Genomic DNA, 20,728 nt, shown 5'->3' with positions numbered 1-20,728 from the left:
AATGGGTCCTGTGATAAAAAGCAGCAGTAGCTGATGTTACGTGAGACACAGCTGCTTGACCATGCCCCGCAGTAGCGCCACGGTAGCAGGCACCTGGGCCAGCTCAAGGTATTCATCGGGCTGATGGGCTTGGCGAATTGAGCCCGGGCCCAGCACCAGTACTTCACCGCCCAGTTCGGCAAAAAAGGGCGCCTCGGTTGCATAGTTGGCCGCTGCAATAGGGCTGTTGAGCTGGCTGCTGAGTTGGCGTTGCCAGGGACCATCCGGGCTGACAAAGGCCGGGCAGGGCACGTGCAGGTGTTGCCAAGTGAGTGCTCCCGGGTATTGCTGATGCAGCGGCGCCAGCTCAGCGCTCAGCAAGGCCTCCAGCTCATCCAGGCTCATTCCCGGCAGGGGCCGGATGTCCAGATGCAGTTCACAACAGCCACAAATACGGTTGGCGTTATCACCGCCGTGAATATGACCCAGGTTAAGGGTGGGGTGAGGCACGGCAAACAAAGGGTCTTGATAGCGCTGGGCCAAGGTGTCTTTGAGCACCAGCAGCCGGCCGATCACCTGATGCATTAGCTCCAGTGCATTAATACCGGCCGCCGGATCAGAGGAATGACCGCTTTTGCCAATAATGCGAATAGCAGCACTGATGTGGCCTTTATGGCGGCCAATAGGCTTGAGCTCGGTGGGCTCGCCAACAATGGTTAAGGCCGGGCTAAATGGCCGTGCCGCCGCTAATAGGCGGGCGCCTTCCATGGTGGTTTCTTCATCAGCGGTGGCGGCAACACGCAGAGGTGCACTGAGCTGACTGAGATCCAGGTCCCGCAGGGCTTCCAGTACTAGTGCAAAAAAACCTTTCATGTCGGTGGCGCCCAGACCGTACCAACGGCCATCCATCTCGGTCATCGAAAGTGGATTTTTATTCCACCTGCCTTCATCGAACGGCACAGTGTCAGCATGGCCGGTGAGCAGCAAACCACCGGGGCCACTGCCTCTTTCAGCCCACAGGTTTAACTTGTTGTGAGCTACCGGTTGTAAGGTGACCGCAAACCCCAAAGACTCTAGCCATTGCGCTAATTGCTCAATAACCGCCTTGTTGCCGGTGTCCAGCGCCGGATCGGTGGCTGAAACGGATGGCAAGCTCAGTAGCCGTTGCATCATCTGGGGTAGCGTGGGCAAAGTATCCATGAATAACTTCTCAAAGTTGTTGCATTAAAATTCTTTCGGGGCTAGTCTACCCGGAACTGAATTAAAAACCATGTTTTAGGCATAAAAATGTGCAATCCCGGTGCGGTGTATCAATGGCGACGATCAAGCTGCTGAGTCCTCCTTAGCATGGGCAACCCTTGCCTGAATTGATTCCGTTAACACAGAGCACAACATGTTAAATACCCTCATTATCGGTGGTGCCGGCTATACCGGCCAGGAATTGTGCAAGCTGGTTGCCAGCCACCCCAAACTGCAACTGAGCCGTGTTTTTGCTTCTGCCGGTTCGGCTAATGCCGGCCAGCCGTTACCACTGGGCATTCCCGGAATCATTGAAGATGGTGAGCCCGAACACATACTGGCGGCGGCAGCGCAGGCGCAGGTGATCCTGCTGGCAACACCGCACCAAGCGTCGGCCGAACTGGTGCCGGCCTTGTTACAGGCTTCATCGGCGTTGATTGTTGATTTGTCCGGCGGTTTTCGCCTAGCGGCCGCCGCGTATCCGGCTTTTTATGGTTTTGAGCACCCGGCCTCACAGCTGCTGGCTAAAGCGGCTTATGGCCTGGTGGGCTGGAATGACCAGGCTATTAGCAACAGCCGCTTGATTGCCGCGCCGGGTTGCTACCCCACGGCCAGCCTGCTGGCGCTCAAACCCTTGGCTGAAGCCGGGGTGATCAGTGGCCTGCCGGTGATCAATGCCGTCAGTGGCGTGTCAGGGGCCGGGAAGAGCAATAAACCGCATACTCAGTTTTGTGAAGTCAGCCTCAGCCCTTATGGCGTGCTGAGCCATCGGCACCAGCCGGAGATCGCCCAACACCTGGGCTGCGATGTGTTGTTTACGCCGCATCTCGGAGCATTTGATCGGGGCATTCTGGCCACCATTACGGTGCCGGTGACCGTTGGCTTAAATCAGGCTGATGTCGACCAATGCTATCAGCAGGCCTACCAGCAGCATCCGTCGGTGCAACTCAGTGGCGATCTGCGCCAGCAAGCACCGGCGATTAAAAACGTCGCACACACCCCCTATGCCCAGATCGGCTGGGCAGTGGATCAGCAGCGCCAGTTGGTGGTGGTGACGTCAGCCATAGACAACCTGCTCAAAGGTGCAGCCAGTCAAGCGCTGGAGTGCGTCAATCTTCACTTTGATTTTCATTTGCGGCCTCTGCCGGGCTATGGATGGGAGGCCCTATGAATCCTTTAGTCGTCAAACTTGGCGGCGCCGCGCTGGATGCGGGGCCGGTATTACAAACGCTATTAGCGGCATTGGTTGCCATGGAGCAGCCATTGGTGTTGGTGCACGGCGGTGGTGACCGCGTTGATGCGGTGTTGCGTCAGGCGGGTATTACTCCGGCAAAACGCAATGGTAAGCGCATTACCTGTGAAGCCAGCTTGCCACTGGTTGTTGCAACCCTGGCTGGCGAAGTAAACAAAACGCTGGTGGCGCGTCTGCGCGCGCTCGGGGGTCAGCCGGTGGGCTTGGCCCTGGCGGACGGTATTGCCAGCGCTGAACCGGCCGGTGAAGAGTGGGGCGCGGTAGGTACCCTGACCGGTGGCAATGCGACCTTGCTGTCGCTGCTGCTGCAAGGGGGATTTATGCCGGTGGTCAGCTCCATTGCTGCGGATGCCGACGGCAATCTGCTCAATATCAATGCTGATGAGGCCGCCGCCATGGTCGCCCAGGTGCTCGATGCCGAGCTGTTACTGCTAACGGATGTCAGCGGTGTGTTGGACGGTAAAGGTAACCGGCTGGCGTCATTATCCGGCGAACAGATCCATCAGCTTAAGCAACAAAGTGTGATCACCGGCGGCATGGTGGTCAAAGTGGATGCGGCGCTGGAAGCGGCCCGGCAACTGGGGCGGGCGGTACGGCTGGCATCCTGGCGTGATACCAGTTCACTGACCACCGGTAGCACCGGCACCCTGATTGCACCCTGAGGTTCTGATGAAACACCTGTTATCTGATTTTGACTGGCAAGAAGCCGACCTTAAAGCGCTGTTGCAACAGGCCGCTGTTATTAAGGCTCACCCCGCGGATTACCGTCAGGCACTGGCGGGGAAATCCGTGGCCATGCTGTTTGAAAAGCCCTCTTTGCGTACCCGCGTAACCTTCGAGCTGGGCGCGCAGCAGCTGGGGGCCTTGGTGGTCTATCTCGACTCCAGCCATGGTGCTTTGGGGCAACGTGAACCGGTGGCGGACTTTGCTCAAAACCTGTCGTGCTGGGTCGATGCCATCGTTGCCCGTACTTTCACGCAAGAAACCATCGAAGAGCTGGCCGGTAGTGGCTCTGTGCCGGTAATTAATGCGCTTTCTGATTGCTTCCACCCCTGTCAGGGGCTGGCCGACATGCTGAGCCTGTATGAAGTGTTCGGTAAGCTTGATGGCCTCAAACTCGCCTATGTTGGTGATGGCAATAATGTCACTCACTCGCTGATGATCCTGGCCAAGCTGCTGGGCGTGGAGATGGTGATCGTTACCCCTCCAGGCTGCGAGCCGGCTGCCGACATCATCGCCGCTACCGGCTTTGGCGTCAGTCACAGCCTGGCGGCCCTGGAGGGGGTGGATGCTATCTACACTGATACCTGGATCTCCATGGGGGATGACAAAGATCCCGAAGCGGTGCTGCACACCTTCATGCCCTATCAGGTGAACACCGAGCTGATGGCTCGCAGTGGTGCTAAGGCCTTGCTGCATTGCCTGCCTGCATATCGCGGCAAGGAAGTGACCGCCGAGGTGCTGGACGGGCCACAATCTATCGTATTACGCCAGGCCGAGAACCGCCTGCACGTGCAAAAAGCCGTGATGTTAAAGCTGCTCAAAGAGGATTAAGCAAATGTCTGTATCAAAAGTGGTTCTGGCCTATTCCGGTGGCCTCGATACCTCTGCCATCGTGCCGTGGCTGAAAGAAAACTATCAATGCGAAGTGGTGGCGTTTGTGGCCGATGTTGGCCAGGGTGCCGAGGAGCTGGAAGGCGTCGAAGCCAAAGCTCTGGCTTCTGGCGCCAGCGAGTGTCATATCGTGGATCTTAAAGAAGAGCTGGCCGCTGACTACATCTGGCCAATGCTCAAGGCCGAGTCCGTCTACGAAGACAACTACCTGCTGGGCACCTCGGTAGCCCGGCCGGTGATTGCCAAGGCCCAGGTTGAAGTGGCCCGTAAGGTGGGCGCCGATGCCCTGGCGCACGGTTGTACTGGCAAAGGTAACGATCAGGTGCGTTTTGAGTCCTGTTTTGCTGCCCTGGCGCCGGATCTGCAAGTCATTGCACCGTGGCGGGAATGGCACATGCAAAGCCGCGAAGATTTGCTCAATTACTTGGCGCAGCGCAATATTGCGACCACCGCCAGCCTGACCAAAATTTACAGCCGTGATGCTAACCTCTGGCACATTTCCACCGAAGGTGGCGAGCTGGAGGATACTTGGACTCAGGCCGGCCCTGACTGCTGGGCCTGGACAGTAGACCCGAAACAGGCTCCTGATGAAGCCGAAGTACTGGATATCGACTTTGTTGCCGGTATTCCAGTGGCGATCAATGGTGAGACTTTCAGTGACGCCGCATTGATTGAACGGCTCAACGGTATTGCGGCCGCTCATGGTGTGGGCCGGGTGGATATTGTCGAGAACCGGCTGGTGGGTATGAAATCCCGCGGCTGTTATGAAACGCCGGCCGGCACTGTACTGTTGGCGGCACACCGGGCATTGGCACATCTGGTCCTGGACAAGGTGTGCGCACAGCATCTGCACTATCTTGGGCAGCAATTTGCGCAGTTACTTTACGACGGTCGCTGGTTCACTCCCTTGCGTGAGGCCATTGTTGCCGGTGTGAACAGCCTGAACCAAGAGCTAACCGGGCAGGTCAGGATGGAACTCTACAAAGGCCAGGCCATGGTGCTGGGCAGCAAGTCACCGAACAGTTTGTTTTCCGAGGCTTTTGCTACCTTCGGTGCCGATGATGTCTACAACCAAAAAGACGCTGCCGGCTTTATTCGTCTGTACAGCTTGCCGTCCCGGATCCGGGCTTTGAGTAAGGAGCAGTAACATGGCAGCGCTTTGGGGAGGCCGTTTTGAGCAAGAGGCCAGTGATGCCTTTGCCCGTTTTAACGCCTCATTACCGGTGGACTGGCGTTTCTGGGCCGAGGACATTGCCGGCTCCCAAGCCTGGGCTGATGCGCTGGCTCAGGTTGGCGTATTGACGGTTGAAGAAGCTGGTCAACTCAATGCCGCCCTAGACAAGCTGGCCAGCCAGCTGGCGGCTGATCCATCCCCGCTGCATGCCAGCAACGAGGAAGACATCCACAGCTTTGTCGAGGCCTGGCTCATCGCTGAAGTCGGTGATTTGGGCAAGAAACTGCACACTGGTCGTTCCCGTAACGACCAGGTTGCCACGGATTTTCGACTCTGGTGCCGTAAAACCGCGCAGCAACTGCAACAGGGCCTGCTGGAAACCCTGGCGGTAATGGCAGCGCTCGGTAAACGGGAGCTGGGCACTATCATGCCCGGTTATACGCACCTGCAACGGGCACAGCCAGTGACCTTTGGGCATTGGGTGCTGGCTTATGCCGAAATGCTGGAGCGGGATCTGCAGCGGTTGCAAGAGGCCAGCAAACGCTTGAATGTCTGCCCGCTGGGCAGTGGTGCGCTGGCGGGTACCGCCTACGCTATTGACCGTGACAAACTGGCCCGTCAGCTGGGCTTTGATCGAGCCAGCCGTAACAGCCTGGATGCAGTTTCTGACCGTGATTTTGTGCTGGAGCTGATGCAGGTTGCCAACCTGTCGGCGCTGCACCTGTCGCGGCTGGCCGAGGATCTGATCTTTTTCGGCAGTGGTGAAGCCGGTTTTGTGCGTTTTGCCGATTCGGTCAGCTCCGGCAGCTCACTGATGCCACAAAAGAAAAACCCGGATGCCCTAGAGCTTATTCGCGGTAAAAGCGGCCGTATTTTTGGGGTCATGGCGGGTTTCGCTATGACCCTCAAAGCCCTGCCTCTGGCTTATAACAAAGATTTGCAAGAAGACAAGGCGGGCCTGTTTGATGCCCTCGACAGCTGGTCGGACTGTCTGCTGCTGACCCGGGAAGTGTTGAGCACTATTACCGTCAATACTGATGCGTGTGCCAGTGCCGCCGCCGGGGGGTATGCCAATGCTACTGAGCTGGCCGATTATCTGGTTGCCAAAGGGATCCCCTTTCGCGAAGCCCACCACATGGTGGGGGTTTTGGTGCGAACGGCGCTGGAACAACAGCTGCCATTGGAGGCGCTGTCGTTGACGCAGATGCGTGAAGTAGCAGCGGTGATTGATGAAGATGTCTACCCGGCTCTGGATATTCGCGCCGCGCTGGACAAGCGCTGTGCGCTAGGCGGTGTCGCTGCGGAGCGGCAACAACAAGCCGTCAAGGCTCTGGAAGGGCGGCTGGCGGCCCAGGCCGTGCGCCGTGCAACCTTGGAAGATGTTGATGCCATTACCCAACTGGTTGGCTACTGGGCCGGCGCTGGCGAAAACCTACCGCGCACCCGTGAGGACATCATCCACTCTATTCAGGACTTTGTGGTCGCCGAGGTCGATGGGGTCGTTGCCGGTTGTGCCAGTCTGTACATCTATTCCACCGGGTTGGCAGAGATCCGTTCCTTAGGGCTACATGACAATGCTCACGGCAAGGGCTTGGGCCAGGCCATGGTACAGGCGCTGATGGAAGAAGCCCGAGCTTTGAAGTTGCGCCGCGTGATAGTACTGACCAGGGTTGCCAGCTTTTTTGACAAGCAGGGGTTTGAGGTGATTTTCAAAGACACCCTGCCGGAGAAGGTGATGAAAGATTGCCAGCTCTGCCCACGCCAGGACAACTGTGACGAAGTGGCAATGGAACAAAAGCTGTAACGAAAAAGACGCCGCATGCGGCGTCTTTTTTTAATCATCATCGTTATGCATCTGGCTTTGCAGGTAATTGGCCAGGCCAACTTGCTCAATCAGCTGCAACTGGGTTTCCAGCCAATCCACATGCTCTTCTTCTGAGTCGAGAATACGGCGAAGCAAGTCGCGGCTCACGTAGTCGCGGATCTTTTCACAGTACTCAATACCGTCCTGTAAGTCAGGAATAGCTTGGAGCTCAAGGTTGAGGTCCGCCTGTAGCGCTTCTGGTACGTTTTCCCCGATATTGAGTTTGCCCAGATCCTGCAGGTTTGGCAGCCCTTCGAGAAACAGGATCCGCTCGATTAACCAATCGGCATGCTTCATTTCATCGATGGACTCGTGATACTCGTGGTCAGCCAAGCGTGTCAGCCCCCAGTCCTTGAACATGCGGGCATGTAAAAAATACTGATTGATAGCGACCAATTCATTGGCCAGTGCCTGGTTAAGCAGCTGAATGACTTTCTTGTCCCCTTTCATTGCGACCTCTAACTGGCGAAGGAATGTCCAGCATGGATCTTCAACAAAGGGCTGTCAAACCGCGACTTGGGTAATGAGCAGTGCTTGTTTGGTGGCGGCTTTGCCGGCTTCATCCAACACCGCTTTGGCCTGGCGTGCACACTTACCGCACTGACTGGCGACTTTCAGTTCACAGCGCAGTTGCGCCAGGCTGTTACAGCCAGCGGCAGCTGCCTGGCGGATGGTTTTATCGGTAACACCGTGGCAAAGACACACGTACATAAATAAACCCAGCTCAAGAACTGGGTTTATTTTAAATGCGAATCGTTACCATTGCAATAATCAGAAGATGCCGTCGTCGTCCTTCTTTTTGCTCTGGCTATCACTGTCGAACGGATTGCTCAGGTTACTGTGCACAAAGGTCTTGGGCTCAGTACCCGCTTTGAAATATTCGAAGCGGCTGGTGTAGTCAGTGGCCCGGGTCAGTTTGCCGGTGGCCCGGTCAATACGCACCGAGACAATACCGGGGGGCACCGGGAAGCCTTTAACCGGCAAACCTTTTAGTGCCTTTTCCATGTATGCATTCCAGGCTGGCTGGGCACTCTTGGCACCGGCCTCTCCACCAAAGATTGGGTCGGTCAGAGCGCTGTAGTGGCTGGTATGTCCGAGCACCTGGCCTGGGTCGTCAAAACCGATCCAGACTGTTGCCTCGAGCTCGGGCATAAAGCCGGAGAACCAGGCATCCCGCGATTCATTGGTGGTGCCGGTTTTGCCAGCCAGGTCATGGCGTTTCAGGTCACGCGCAGCACGCCAACCGGTGCCATTCCAGCCAGTGCCATGTTCCCAGGAGCCGCCACCCCAGATGGTGCTTTCCATGGCCTGGGTAACCAGAAAGGCAGTTTGCTGGCTCAGTACCCGTTTAGCCAGCAAAGCCTGGCCGACAGGGGCGATTGCGCATTGCAGTTGCCAGTCAGGTTGCTGCTGAGGCTGTTCACCAAAGGCGGCACTGAGTGCGGCTTCTTTATCTGTACTGCCGGTATCTGCTGATGTCTTTGCACCGATGGTTACGGGTGTCACATCAGCACCTTGTTTGAGCAGCTCTTCACATTCGCTACAGGCCACTTTCGGCCTCGCCATCCATACCAAGTGACCGTAACCATCTTCAACGCGTTGGACGATGAAGGGGTCGATCAAAAAACCGCCATTGGCAATGGCGGTCATGCCCCGGGCGACTTCCATCGGTGTCAGGGATGCTGAGCCCAGCGCCAGTGATTCATTGCGCGGCAGGTCATCGCGGGGAAAGCCCAATGCCACTAGCCGATCAATAATAGTGTCGATGCCGACGGCGCGTAGGATCCGCACGGACATTACATTCTTGGACTGTGCTAAGCCTCGGCGTAAGCGGGTCGGACCGTTATAAACCGGCGGCGAATTTTTGGGCCGCCAGGCATAGCCCTGGCTGCGATCCCATTGATTAATGGGCGCGTCGTTGATCAGTGAGGCCAGCGTAAAACCATTATCCAGCGCTGCAGAATAAATAAACGGCTTGATATTGGAGCCGACCTGGCGCTTAGCCTGTGTTGCCCGGTTGTATTTGCTCAGCGCAAAATTAAAGCCGCCGACCAAGGCCTCAATGGCGCCGTTATGGGGGTTCAGGGAAATAATGGCTGAGTTGACCTTAGGCACCTGCGCCAGTAGCCACAGGTCATGGTCTTGGCGGATATAGATCTGATCGCCAGGTTGGATGATATCACTGGCCTGCTGTGGCGGATCGCCCTGATGGTCAGCATCAATATAAGGACGCGCCCAGGCCAGCCCTTGCCAGTTTAGCGTGAGCTCGCCTAGCCCTTTCACTGCAACCTGAGCGTTTTGGCCATTCACGGCTGTTACGATTGCCGGGATCAGTGGCGTGTAGGTGTCCAGCCCTTTCAGGTATTGGCTGACCTTGTCTGCCGGCCAGGGCCAGTTTTGCAAGTGTTTTACCGGCCCACGCCAGCCGTGGCGCATATCGTAATGCAGTACATTACTGACCAGAGCCTGGCGGGCTGCGTTTTGCTTGCTGCTGTCAATCGTGGTGTAAACCTGATAACCCTTGGAATAGGCATCATCCTCACCAAACAGCTCAATCATTTTCTGGCGCACCATCTCAGCTACATAATGTGCAGACAGGGTGATCTCAGCACCATGATATTTCGCTGTATTAGGTGCTTTTGACGCGGCGTCATACTCTGCCTGGGTAATATCCCCCATGGCTAACATTCGGCCCAGAACTACATTGCGCCGCTCAATGGAACGTGCCGGGTTGGAAATGGGATTAAGAGTGGAAGGGGCTTTCGGCAGGCCGGCAATGGTTGCCATTTCCGGCAACGTTAAATCGGCCACATCTTTTCCATAATAAACCTGGGCGGCGGCACCAACGCCATAAGCACGATGGCCAAGAGCAATTTTATTGAGATAGAGCTCAAGAATTTCGTCTTTGGTTAATAATTGTTCAATGTGCCAGGCAATGAACATTTCTTTGATTTTACGAATGTAGGCTTTTTTACGACTTAAAAAGAAATTCCGGGCCAGCTGCATGGTAATAGTACTGGCTCCCTGACTTTTCCGGCCGGTCAATACCAGATTGACTGCGGCACGGGCCACACCGATGAAATCAATACCATCATGCTCATAGAAACGACTGTCTTCCGTATCAATGAAAGCCTTCACCAGTAGAGGAGGCATTTCCTTTAAAGACAAAGGGATGCGTCGCTTTTCACCAAACTGGGAAATAAGTTCGCCGTCGGCTGAATAGACCCGCATTGGCGTTTGCAGACGGATGTCTTTGAGCACCTTGACGCTAGGTAATTCGGGCTTGATGTAGTAGTACATAGCTACTACCGATGCAGCCCCCAGCGCTGACATGACGATCACCGCCAGCAAAAATCTCTTCAGCCACTTCACTAAAACACCTCGCTTTCGGCCCTTTCCTTAGCCTATTATCTGTTTGATAAGGCGGAAAAACTATAAATTCCCAACTAGACCGCCTGCAAAAAGAACACTATTCTAAGTCACCACATAACAAAAAATTTACGACGGATATGCTTGCAAAACTTCTCCGTCGACCGGCCCCCAACCTGGTTGGTGTGGATATCGGCTCCCACTCAATAAAGGCCGTGTTACTGGTAAAAAATGGTAACACGTACAAAGTTGAAGCGGTGGCCGTTGAACCAACTCCGAAAGGCGCCGTTGTCGACCATGAAATTCAGGACATCGAACCCGTAGGGGAAGCCTTGCGGCGTTTGGTGCGTCGCTTGCCCTCGAAAGTACAGGCTGCTGCTATGGCTGTGGCCGGCTCATCGGTGATGACCAAAGTCATTTTCATGGACGCCTCCTTAAGCGACGATGAAATGATGAGCCAAATCGAGGTGGAAGCTGAAAACCTCATCCCTCACCCGCTTGATGAAATCAACCTCGACTTTGAGCGCCTGCGCACGAACGTGAATGACCCGTCACGGGTTGACGTACTGCTATCGGCGGCGCGTTCGGAGTCGGTTGAAGCGCGTGTGGCCGCGATGGAAATTGCCAATCTCGATACCAAAATCATGGATATCGAAGCCTATGCGCTGGGTCGGGCTGTTGCCGAAAGCTGCCGCCATAACAGCGAATTTGCGGCGGCCAAATTGGTAGGCGTGCTGGATGTAGGCGCCCGCACAACGACGTTGTCAGTACTGGAAGGCGGGGAGGTGATCTACACCCGTGAGGAAGCCTTCGGTGGTGAACAGCTCAATCAGCAGGTGCAGTCAGCTTATGATATGAGCGCCGATGAAGCTGAGCGCATCAAGGTGCGCAATGAACTGCCGGAAACGGCCACGCTGGACGTAATAGGCCCCTTCCAGACTGAATTGCTGCAACTGCTGCGCCGTACTTTGCAACTGTTTTACACCACTACCGGCCACGACAGTCTGGAAGGGCTGTTACTGACCGGTGGCACGGCCAACCTGGATGGTTTGGCGCAAATGCTGCAAACCGAGCTGGACTATCCGGTCGAGGTGGCCAACGTCTTTGCCGGCATGAAAGTGGGCAACGACGTTAATAAGCGCGATAAGGATAAATACGGCCCCGCATTGGCAGTTGCTACCGGTTTGGCACTGAGGAGTTTCGGCGCATGGCAAACATAAACCTGCTGCCCTGGCGGGAAGAAGCCAGAGAGCGAGAGAAAAAGGAATTTACAGCCACCATGATTGCCATGGTAATGCTGACAGTTCTGCTGATGCTGGCGGCCAACTATGTGGTGAATCAATATATTGATGGTCAGCGAACTCGCAATGCTTATCTGCAAGGGCAAATTTCCGAATTGAATAAAGCCATTGCAGAAATTGAGCTGCTGAAAAAGCGTAAAGCGGATTTGCAAAAGCGCATGGAGTTAATTGCGCGTTTGCGGGCCAGCCGTAACGTTACCGCGCATATTTTTGACACTGTTGCCAGCGCGGTACCGCCGGGCATGTATCTGACCGAGCTCAAACGTGATGGCGATAACCTCAATGTTAAAGGTAAGACCGAGTCCAATAACCGGGTCTCCAGCCTGATCCGCTACATCAAGGAGTCAGAGTGGCTGTCGAACCCGGAGCCGCGGCGTATCCAGTCTGCGAAAAAAGCCAGCTTGCTGTCTGATTTTGACTTGAGTGTGCAGGTTCGTCTGGACGCGGCTTTACAAAAAGCCCAGCCGAAACAAGGAGGTAAGCCATGAATATCAATGAGCTAGACCTTTCTGAAATCGGCAGCTGGCCGAAAGCTGCCAAGCTGATCCTGGTGGGCTTTCTCTGTGTCGTAGTGGGTGTGGTGTTTTACTACGCACAGGTCAGTGAAAGTCTCGATCGCCTGTTTGCTGAGCAAAAAAAGGAACAGGAGCTCAAGCATACCTTTGAAACCAAGCAGCGTCTGGCGGCCAACCTCAAGGCTTACCGTGAGCAGATGAAGCAGCTGGAAGCCACTTTCTCGCAGTTCCTTAAACAGCTTCCTACCGAAGATGAAACCGCCGGCTTGCTGGATGACATCAACTTTGTAGGTACCTCAAGTGGTTTGGAGTTTAAGGTGATCCAGTGGCAGGCGCCGCAGGAGAAAGAGTTTTACATCGAATTGCCGATCGATATTGAAGTGGTTGGTGACTATCACCAGCTCGGTACTTTCGTCAGCGATGTTGCCGCCCTGCCACGTATTGTGACACTGCATAACTTTGATATTAAAGAAGCAGGTAACGGCAAGCTGATCATGAAGTTGCAGGCTAAAACCTACCGATACAAGGAGCACAGCGATGCCAAGAAGAAAGGCTAGCCTGTTGTTGTTGGTGTCGGTGCTGGGAATTGCCGGCTGTAACGATGACACCAGTGATTTGCAGGCGTTTGTCAAAGAAGTGAAGCAGCGCCCGGTACCCGGTATTGAACCGATGCCGGCGATGAAGTCGTTTACACACTTTCGCTATGAACCCGGTGACCGGCGCAGTCCGTTTGCGCCACCGAGCCCGGAATTGCTGGCAGAAAGCGCTGCCAGCCGCAATCCGGACTGTTTGCAACCTGATACCAATCGGGCAAAAGAACCGTTGGAACAATTCCCTCTGGATACCCTGAAAATGAAGGGTACGCTGGGCAGTGATGGTCAGCTTTGGGCGTTGATCCAGGCAGGGGACGGTAACCTTTACCGAGTCACCACCGGTAACTATCTGGGCCTGTACCACGGTCTGATAAAAGACATCTCCCGGTCAGGCATCAAAATCCGGGAGTTGGTGCCAGATGGCGCTGGGTGCTGGCAAGAGCGCGAAGCGTCGCTCGAACTGGTCAGTGAATAATTATGAGATTCTCGAAGGGACATGACGTGATGAATGCTAGCAAAGCCCTTGAAAATCCGCAGCGCCGTTTCTGGCAACGGATTCAACAACAGCTGCTTGGTTTGATGCTGTTGCTACCAGCTGTCCATGCAATGGCCGCGTCGCTGGTTGATGTGCGGGAAAATACACTGGGCAAACACGGCATTGAGCTGGAGTTTGTGATGAATGGCGACTTTATGGAGCCACGCACCCGCATATCTTACGATCCGGCTGAGCTGTACATCGATTTTCGCGGTGTCGATTCCAAGCTGGCCATGTCCAAGCTGGATGTGAAAGCCGGTGGCCTCAGTAGTGTTACCACGACCAGCATTAACGATGGTGTGCGCGCTGTTCTGCACCTGGACAAACTGACTTCCTACCAAACCAAACGAGTCGATAACAAGTTCATCGTATCGCTGGGGCAGGCCATTTCCGGTGCTGGTCAGGAAGGTCAAGGCGGGCAGATCAATGCCATTAAAGCCATTGATTTTCGCCGTGGTAAAGGTAACGAAGGGCGGATGCTGGTGTTTATGAAGAACACCTCTGCAGCCGTGGACGTGCACCAGCAAGGGCCACGCATTGTTGCCGAGTTCCTTAACACCGCCATTCCGGATGACCTGATTTATCAGCTGGATGTGACTGATTTCGGGACGCCGGTAAAAAGTATTGAGACCTTCCGTGACGGTGATAAAACCCGCATGGTGATCAAACCAAGTGGTGATTACACCTTCCGTTATCAGCAGGCCAATAATCTGTTCACTCTGGAAGTTTTCCCGAAAGCAAAAGCAGAGCAGGATAAGGAAAAAGCATCCTACGACGGTAAGCGGATTTCGCTGAATTTCCAGGATATCCCGGTCAGAACGGTGCTGCAGATCATTGCCGATTACAACAACTTCAACCTGGTAACCTCGGACTCGGTAAAAGGCAATATTACCCTGCGTCTTGACGGCGTACCTTGGGATCAGGCACTGGACATGGTGCTGAAAGTCAAAGGTCTGGGTAAGCGGGTTGACGGCAATATTCTGATGGTGGCGCCGGCGGATGAACTGGCCGCCCGTGAAGCGCAGGAACTGGAAGCCAAAAATAAGGTGCAGACGCTGGTACCGCTGTACTCCGAGTTTATTCCTATCAACTACGCCAAAGCCAAAGACTTGGCCGAGTTGATTAAAGGCAGCGACGCTAGCTTGCTGTCTGACCGTGGCAACGTCACGGTGGATGAGCGTACCAATACTCTGCTGGTGCAGGATACTGCTGATAAACTCAAAGAAATCAAACACCTTATCAGTGTGTTGGATGTGCCGGTCAAGCAGGTGCTGATTGAGTCACGCATTGTTACGGTGCGAGATAACGTCGTGGAAGACTTAGGGGTTCGCCTGGGCTTCACTGACCAACAAGGTAACGATGGCACTTCCGGTACGCTTGAAGGTGCCAACACTGTGGCCAGTGGCAATATCCCTATTCTCAATAACCGACTCAATGTGAACCTACCGGCGGCGGCTGAAAATGCTGCATCCATTGGTTTCCATGTCGCCAAGCTGGCGGACGGTACCTTACTGGATCTGGAGTTATCGGCTCTGGAACAGGAAAATAAGGCGGAAGTGATCTCCAGTCCGCGCTTAACTACTGCGAACCAGAAAGCGGCCTATATTGAACAAGGTACCGAGATCCCCTTTGTGCAAAGCACTTCTTCCGGGGCCACATCCGTTACCTTCAAAAAAGCGGTGTTGAGCCTGCGGGTAACACCGCAAATCACACCGGATAACAAAATCATTCTCGATTTGGTGATTACCGAAGATACCAAAGGTGAAACTGTACAGACCGGTACTGGTCTGGCTACTGCCATTGATACCAAGGAAATTGGTACTCAGGTGCTGGTGGATAACGGTGAAACCATCGTGCTGGGCGGGATTTTCCAGCAGGAACGTAAGAAAGTGGTATCGAAAGTGCCGTTGTTGGGCGATATCCCGGGCCTTGGCTGGTTGTTCCGTAATACCAATGATGCCAATAACAAGTCAGAACTGCTGATCTTCGTGACGCCACGTATCGTCACTGACGTGCAGTAATGATGATGAGCAGGCCAGGCTGAGGGGGCTGGCCTGCTGCCTTTTCGAGGGAGTAGACCGACATGATGAAAAAACACTGGCTTGCACTGCTGCCGCTGGTAGCTGTATTGGCAGGCTGCGGTGGCGGCGGTTCACTGGATGGCACCGGTGATACCACCGGTGGTACCACTACACCGCCGTCAGCCACGATACCGACGGTAGCGCTGGCTGTTTATGATTGCCCCAATCCTAGTGCGGCAACTATTGACGGCTGTACTCAGGTAACCAGTATCGATCCGCTGAAACCGGCGGTATTGTTGGTCACCGCCAAGGATGCGGATGGCAATGCGCAGGCCAGCAAGGTGGTGACCGTCAGCACTGATAAAGGTGCGTTGTCTCCTACCGACGGCAAAGTCCTGACCGACAGCAATGGTGAAGCATTGCTGCGCTTTAACGCAGGTACCGCGCAAGGTGTGGTGACTTTCGATGCTGACTCCGGTGATGCGACGACCTCCGTGTCGGCCAGTATTGGCTCGGTCAATGTCACTATGAACCTGAGTAGTGGCGCCGTCGAGCCGGTGGCCCAAGGGGCCAGCTTCTCTGTGCGCGCGGAACTGCTGGCCAATGGTCAACCGTATACCACGCCGGTACCGGTGACCTTCACTTCCCGTTGTGTCGATAGCGGCCAGGCTTCTTTGGATAACCCTGTTAACACCATTGCCGGTGTTGCTACTTCGACTTATCAGCTTACCGGCTGTGAAGGCCAGGACCTGATCACCGTGTCGGCCACGGTAGGCAGTAACAACCTGACTGAAACACTGACCCTGTCGTTGTCTTCATCGCCGGTAGGCTCCATTGCTTTTGACAGTGCCAACCCCGAGTATATTAATATCGAAGGCTCCGGCGGTACTCGTAACTCTACCGTCACCTTCATTGTTCGTGACCAGAACGGTTCGCCGAAAAAGGATGTGCCGGTAACGTTTGGGCTGGAAAACAACAAAGATGCGTCGTTGGAACAGACTAGTGCAGTTTCCAATGCCAGTGGCCAAGTCAGTACCACCCTTATCTCAGGTGCTCTGCCCAGCTCGCCCCGAGTCAAAGCCTATATCACCGCGCAACCTAACATTACCGCGGTGTCGCAGAATCTGGCTATCGGCACCGGCCTGCCGGATACCGACTCCTTCTCGTTGTCTATTGAAAACCATAACCCTTATGCGGCCAATATCAATGGTGTTGACGTCAATATCCGTATTGATATGGGCGACCAGTTCAACAACCCGCCGCCAGATGGCACCATGGTCACCGTTGTTACCGAAGGGGGCCGCGTAATAGGTAACTGTGCTACGCAAAAAGGCACCTGTAATGTGACCTGGACCAGCACTGACCCAAGGCCGCGAGACTTACGGACCACCATTTTGGCTTATTCCCAGGGGGAAGAAAGCTTTGATGATCTCAATGGTAATGGCCGCTTTGATCCCGATGTAGGCGGTGTCAGTGAGTTTGAAGCCAATCAGGATCAGGGTGAGCCCTTCCTGGATCTCAATGAAAATGGTGTCTGGGATACTCACGAGACCTATGTCGATAGCAACCATAATGGTCAATATGACAATGGTGAAGTGTTCTACGACTTCAATGGCAACGGCAAATATGACGGGCCGTCAGTGCGCTCAGTTGAGCCCTTCTATGCCGATGGTGGCCAGGTAACCTCAGGCCGTGACCGTCTGCCTCCCAATGGCATCTATGATGGCTTGCTGTGCCAGAGTGCTGATGCCGCCAACGGCCTTTGTAACAACCAGCCGGTTGATATGATGGCCTCCGGCGTGATTGTGTTCTCCGGCAACAACATCCAAGTGCTGCTGTGCGACGGTAATTATCAAAACTGTGGCACCCCATCCGCAACGGTAACGGCGACAACGCTTAATGCCTGTGTCTTTGATATTGCTCCGGATGGCACAATTAACCCGGCGCCTATTGCCACCGCCATCAGTTTTGAAGCCAAAACACCGCTGGAAATCAGCCGCGGTGGTTCCCAGAGTATGCCCAGTACCAGTGGCTACCCCGGTTTGGTGCTCAGTGATGTGCAAAGCAGCTGCCCCAACTTTGCCCGCTTCTCTGGCTACCTGACAGCCGGTAAAGGCACCGGGCAGGTCTTTATTTCTGCCAAGATAGGGGCAGTGGAAAGGGTATTGCCTGTTACTGTCAACAGTGGGCCCTGAGTTTTAACCTGAGAAAAACCCCGCATCGGCGGGGTTTTTTATTGTTATTTCGGCTATTTCACTCGCTTAGTTGCCGAAAGGCCGGACAATTGCGATAATCCGCCGTCACCTATCGACCTGTGGGGATGTTCATCCGGGCGTTTCGCCCTTGTTTCAGACAGCGAAGACGTAGCACCGAATATGGCAGAAAAACGCAATATCATTCTTATTGGCCCCATGGGGGCCGGCAAAAGCACCATTGGCCGTCAACTCGCCCAGGAATTGCACCTGGATTTTTACGATTCCGATCAGGAAATCGAGCGTCGTACCGGCGCGGATATTGCCTGGGTATTTGATGTGGAAGGCGAAGATGGTTTTCGCGTTCGTGAATCCCGGGTTATCGACGATTTAACCGAGTTGCAGGGTATCGTGCTGGCAACCGGTGGTGGCGCCGTGATCAACAAAGACGTGCGTAACCGTATTTCCGCGCGTGGCATTGTGGTCTATCTTGAAACCACCATTGAAAAGCAGCTGGCTCGTACGCAAAAAGACAAACGGCGACCGTTGCTACAAGTTGATGAACCTCGCGAGGTGCTGGAGTCACTAGCCGAAGAGCGTAATCCCCTGTATGAGGAAGTCGCGGATATCGTCGTGCGTACTGATGACCAAAGCGCCCGGGCGGTAGCCAACAAGATCATCGACCAACTGGGATTCTAACGATGCAGCGACTGGATGTAGGACTGGGCCAACGAAGCTATCCTGTCTTCATTGGTGAAGGTCTGCATCCGGCCCTGCAAGACGCTGTAAAAGGCCGGCAAGTGGTGGTGGTAAGTCAGCCCCCCCTGGCCGGCCATTTTGTTACCTTAAAAGCCTTTTTGGGTGACACCCCCCGCCGCCTATCTCACTACCTACTGCCCGATGGCGAACAGGCTAAAAACCTGCAGGAATTGGAAAAGCTGATCGGCCACCTGATTGAACAGAGTATGGGCCGTGATGGTTTATTGCTGGCTCTTGGTGGTGGCGTGACCGGTGATTTGACCGGTTTTGCCGCAGCCTGCTATCAGCGCGGCATTGATTTTATTCAGTTGCCGACGACCCTGTTGTCGCAAGTGGATTCAGCCGTAGGCGGAAAAACGGCGGTCAATCACCCACTGGGCAAAAACCTGATTGGTGCCTTTTACCAGCCACAAGGTGTCTATGTTGACCTCAATTGGCTTGACACCTTGCCGAGCCGGCAACTGTCTGCGGGGCTGGCGGAAGTGATCAAATACGGTGTCATTGCCGACGCGGATTTTTTTCGCTGGCTGGAAGCCAATATGCCGGCACTGCGCCAATGCGACAAAGCGACGTTGGCCTATGCCATTAGCCGTTCATTGACCATCAAGGCTGATATTGTCAGTCAGGATGAGCGGGAACAGGGCGTCAGGGCGCACTTGAATCTGGGTCATACCTTTGGCCACGCTATAGAGGCTCACCAAGGCTTTGGCGGCTGGTTGCACGGTGAAGCGGTGGCGGCTGGCATGGTCATGGCGGCGGCCCTTGCCAAGGGCCGGGGGATGCTGGATGATGAGCAAATGTCGCGTATTTACCGTCTGATCGCGGCAGCCGGGTTGCCTGTCAAAGGCCCTGAGAACATGGCTGTAGCCCATTACCTGCCGCTGATGCGGCGAGATAAGAAAGTACTGGCTGGCAAGTTGCGGCTGGTACTGCCTGATGGGCTGGGCTGTGCCTGCGTCGTGGCTGATGCCACAGAGGAAGAAATTGACGCTGCCATAGAAGGTGTTCAGACGGCCTGACCTGATAAGTGAGCCATGTCTGATCAGCTGACCAACCTGCTGCAACGTATTCAGCACCTGCTGCACTTCAGCCCCGACCCGATTATTGTCACTGAGCGTGATGGTAGCCTGCGTGGCCACCTGCTAAACCGTCTACTGGATAACCTCCCCAAAGGCCTGGATGTGGCACTGGTGCGTTGTCGTAAAGCGCCGGGGATCCGCAAGATGCGCACCGATGTGTTGACCCAGTGGTTTCAAGACCCGCTTTTTAATCCCGATGATACGCTCGTTGAAAGCTACCTGAGGATGCGCCAGGAGCCGGTCAACCGGCTGTTGGTGATTGAAAGCACTGAAGCTATCTCAGGGCAATTACTCAGTGAGTGGCAGACTCTCGCCGATGAAGTCAGTGAGCAGATGCAGTTGTTATTGCTGGTGCCCTCCTCGGCACAAGTACCGGCACGAGACTGGCAAGCAGTGTATGTCGGGCAAGACAGTGGCATAGAGCCAGAAGCAGAGCCAGCGCAGCGTCGGCCGCTCTGGCTTTGGCCGTTATTGGCAATCTTGGTGGTGGCTATTTCGGCGGCCATTATCTGGCTTACCAGAGCACCGGCCGGCAGTGGCGGCGATGCGGTTCGCCAAGCGGTGGCGGTCAAGTTGCCCGTTAGCAGCGCGGCACCAGCCACTGAACCCGATGACAACCACCGTGTTAAACAGGCCATGCTGCCGCCACCGGTAAAAAGCGAGCCGTCGTTGGCAACGGCTGAACAAGCTTCGTCTGTAGACAGCACTAAGTCAGCAAGTGGTGCAGTAGCCAGCAAGGATGATGCCCCTTCGACAGATATTGCCAAGCCGTCTGAGAATAACAGTGAGGCAACAGCAGAAACATCGACACCGGCGGCAAAACGGCAGGAGCCAATAACACCAGCGGCAACACCGGCGCTAACGCCAGCACCAGTCTCGACAACACCTCATGAAGAGGCAGCCGCCAATAAAACTGAACCGCAAGGTACCACGCCATCAGCGGTAGCTATGGCCCCTTGGCCCACGGCAATTGCAGATAACCATTTTGGCATTCAGCTGATTGCCGGGCTCAGTCGCAGCAAGCTGGAAGCAGCGCTCAAGGCACACCCGCTCAAAGGCTGGCAGTTGGCTGTCACCAAGCGCCATGGCAAGGCGTTTTATCTCGCCATATGGGGTGATTTTGCCACCATTGCGGAAGCTCGGACGGCAATCAAAACCTTGCCGGAGTTTTATCGTAAAGGCGGTGCCTGGCCAAAATCGTATCGTAAAATCAAGGCAGAAATTGCCGCCGCCTCTCGTTAG

Annotated in this window: 18 protein-coding genes; 14 read left to right on the top strand and 4 right to left on the bottom strand. The window is 54.9% G+C overall.

From position 1 onward, the window contains the following. Positions 1-36 precede the first annotated feature (36 nt). Positions 37-1,179 (bottom strand): acetylornithine deacetylase, encoded by a 1,143-nt coding sequence (gene argE, locus WDB70_RS12440; RefSeq protein WP_406664809.1) that lies wholly within the window; start codon positions 1,177-1,179, stop codon positions 37-39. 193 nt (positions 1,180-1,372) lie between these two features. On the opposite strand from argE, the gene argC reads away from it, so the two are divergent. Genes argC through argH form a run of 5 tightly spaced genes read left to right on the top strand, consistent with a single transcriptional unit; the run spans position 1,373 to position 7,062 of the window. Next, positions 1,373-2,389: an N-acetyl-gamma-glutamyl-phosphate reductase gene (argC, locus tag WDB70_RS12435; RefSeq protein ID WP_406664807.1), complete on the top strand. Its 1,017-nt coding sequence runs from the start codon at positions 1,373-1,375 to the stop codon at positions 2,387-2,389. Beyond that, positions 2,386-3,132 (top strand): acetylglutamate kinase, encoded by a 747-nt coding sequence (gene argB, locus WDB70_RS12430; protein ID WP_406664805.1) that lies wholly within the window; start codon positions 2,386-2,388, stop codon positions 3,130-3,132. Before argC ends, argB begins: the two co-directional genes overlap by 4 nt. Before the next feature lie 7 nt (positions 3,133-3,139). After that, a complete protein-coding gene (locus WDB70_RS12425) occupies positions 3,140-4,024 on the top strand; it encodes an ornithine carbamoyltransferase (protein ID WP_406664803.1) in 885 nt (294 codons plus the stop codon). Positions 4,025-4,028: 4 nt separating this feature from the next. Beyond that, entirely contained in the window at positions 4,029-5,231 is a 1,203-nt protein-coding gene (locus tag WDB70_RS12420) for an argininosuccinate synthase (RefSeq protein ID WP_406664801.1), read from the top strand. A gap of 1 nt (position 5,232) precedes the next feature. After that, positions 5,233-7,062: an argininosuccinate lyase gene (gene argH / locus WDB70_RS12415; protein WP_406664799.1), complete on the top strand. Its 1,830-nt coding sequence runs from the start codon at positions 5,233-5,235 to the stop codon at positions 7,060-7,062. Between the two features lie 30 nt (positions 7,063-7,092). Here the strand turns inward: argH and bfr are convergent, their stop codons facing one another. Genes bfr through WDB70_RS12400 form a run of 3 tightly spaced genes read right to left on the bottom strand, consistent with a single transcriptional unit; the run spans position 7,093 to position 10,494 of the window. After that, positions 7,093-7,572, bottom strand: a complete 480-nt coding sequence (bfr, locus tag WDB70_RS12410; protein WP_406664797.1) for a bacterioferritin — start codon at positions 7,570-7,572, stop codon at positions 7,093-7,095. Positions 7,573-7,626: 54 nt separating this feature from the next. Further along, positions 7,627-7,833 (bottom strand): bacterioferritin-associated ferredoxin, encoded by a 207-nt coding sequence (locus WDB70_RS12405; RefSeq protein WP_406664795.1) that lies wholly within the window; start codon positions 7,831-7,833, stop codon positions 7,627-7,629. Between the two features lie 60 nt (positions 7,834-7,893). Then, positions 7,894-10,494 (bottom strand): penicillin-binding protein 1A, encoded by a 2,601-nt coding sequence (locus tag WDB70_RS12400; protein ID WP_406664793.1) that lies wholly within the window; start codon positions 10,492-10,494, stop codon positions 7,894-7,896. 137 nt (positions 10,495-10,631) lie between these two features. Here WDB70_RS12400 and WDB70_RS12395 point away from each other — a divergent pair, with 137 nt between their 5' ends. The 9 genes from WDB70_RS12395 (at position 10,632) to WDB70_RS12355 (ending at position 20,728) form a co-directional block, all read left to right on the top strand. Beyond that, positions 10,632-11,711 (top strand): pilus assembly protein PilM, encoded by a 1,080-nt coding sequence (locus tag WDB70_RS12395; protein WP_406664791.1) that lies wholly within the window; start codon positions 10,632-10,634, stop codon positions 11,709-11,711. Beyond that, positions 11,699-12,280: a PilN domain-containing protein gene (locus WDB70_RS12390; RefSeq protein WP_406664789.1), complete on the top strand. Its 582-nt coding sequence runs from the start codon at positions 11,699-11,701 to the stop codon at positions 12,278-12,280. The genes WDB70_RS12395 and WDB70_RS12390 overlap by 13 nt, the downstream gene beginning before the upstream one ends. Continuing rightward, positions 12,277-12,864 (top strand): type 4a pilus biogenesis protein PilO, encoded by a 588-nt coding sequence (locus WDB70_RS12385; protein WP_406664787.1) that lies wholly within the window; start codon positions 12,277-12,279, stop codon positions 12,862-12,864. Before WDB70_RS12390 ends, WDB70_RS12385 begins: the two co-directional genes overlap by 4 nt. After that, positions 12,845-13,375 carry a pilus assembly protein PilP gene (locus WDB70_RS12380; RefSeq protein WP_406664785.1) on the top strand — a complete coding sequence of 177 codons (531 nt, stop codon included), beginning with the start codon at positions 12,845-12,847 and terminating at the stop codon, positions 13,373-13,375. Before WDB70_RS12385 ends, WDB70_RS12380 begins: the two co-directional genes overlap by 20 nt. Before the next feature lie 29 nt (positions 13,376-13,404). Next, positions 13,405-15,456, top strand: coding sequence for a type IV pilus secretin PilQ (locus WDB70_RS12375; protein ID WP_406664783.1), 2,052 nt, complete (start codon positions 13,405-13,407; stop codon positions 15,454-15,456). Positions 15,457-15,518: 62 nt separating this feature from the next. Further along, positions 15,519-17,651: an Ig-like domain-containing protein gene (locus WDB70_RS12370; RefSeq protein ID WP_406664781.1), complete on the top strand. Its 2,133-nt coding sequence runs from the start codon at positions 15,519-15,521 to the stop codon at positions 17,649-17,651. A 180-nt stretch (positions 17,652-17,831) separates the two neighbouring features. Further along, entirely contained in the window at positions 17,832-18,347 is a 516-nt protein-coding gene (aroK, locus tag WDB70_RS12365) for a shikimate kinase AroK (protein ID WP_406664779.1), read from the top strand. 2 nt (positions 18,348-18,349) lie between these two features. After that, on the top strand, positions 18,350-19,426 hold the full coding sequence (gene aroB, locus WDB70_RS12360) for a 3-dehydroquinate synthase (protein WP_406664777.1): 1,077 nt from the start codon (positions 18,350-18,352) through the stop codon (positions 19,424-19,426). Positions 19,427-19,441: 15 nt separating this feature from the next. After that, positions 19,442-20,728 carry an SPOR domain-containing protein gene (locus WDB70_RS12355; RefSeq protein ID WP_406664775.1) on the top strand — a complete coding sequence of 429 codons (1,287 nt, stop codon included), beginning with the start codon at positions 19,442-19,444 and terminating at the stop codon, positions 20,726-20,728.

The sequence above is a fragment of the Gallaecimonas aegicerasi genome (assembly GCF_045291545.1).
In the GTDB taxonomy this organism is placed as follows: Bacteria; Pseudomonadota; Gammaproteobacteria; order Enterobacterales; family Gallaecimonadaceae; genus Gallaecimonas.
Note: the sequence above shows the minus strand (reverse complement) of the source record. Positions and strands in the feature narration are given on the sequence as shown.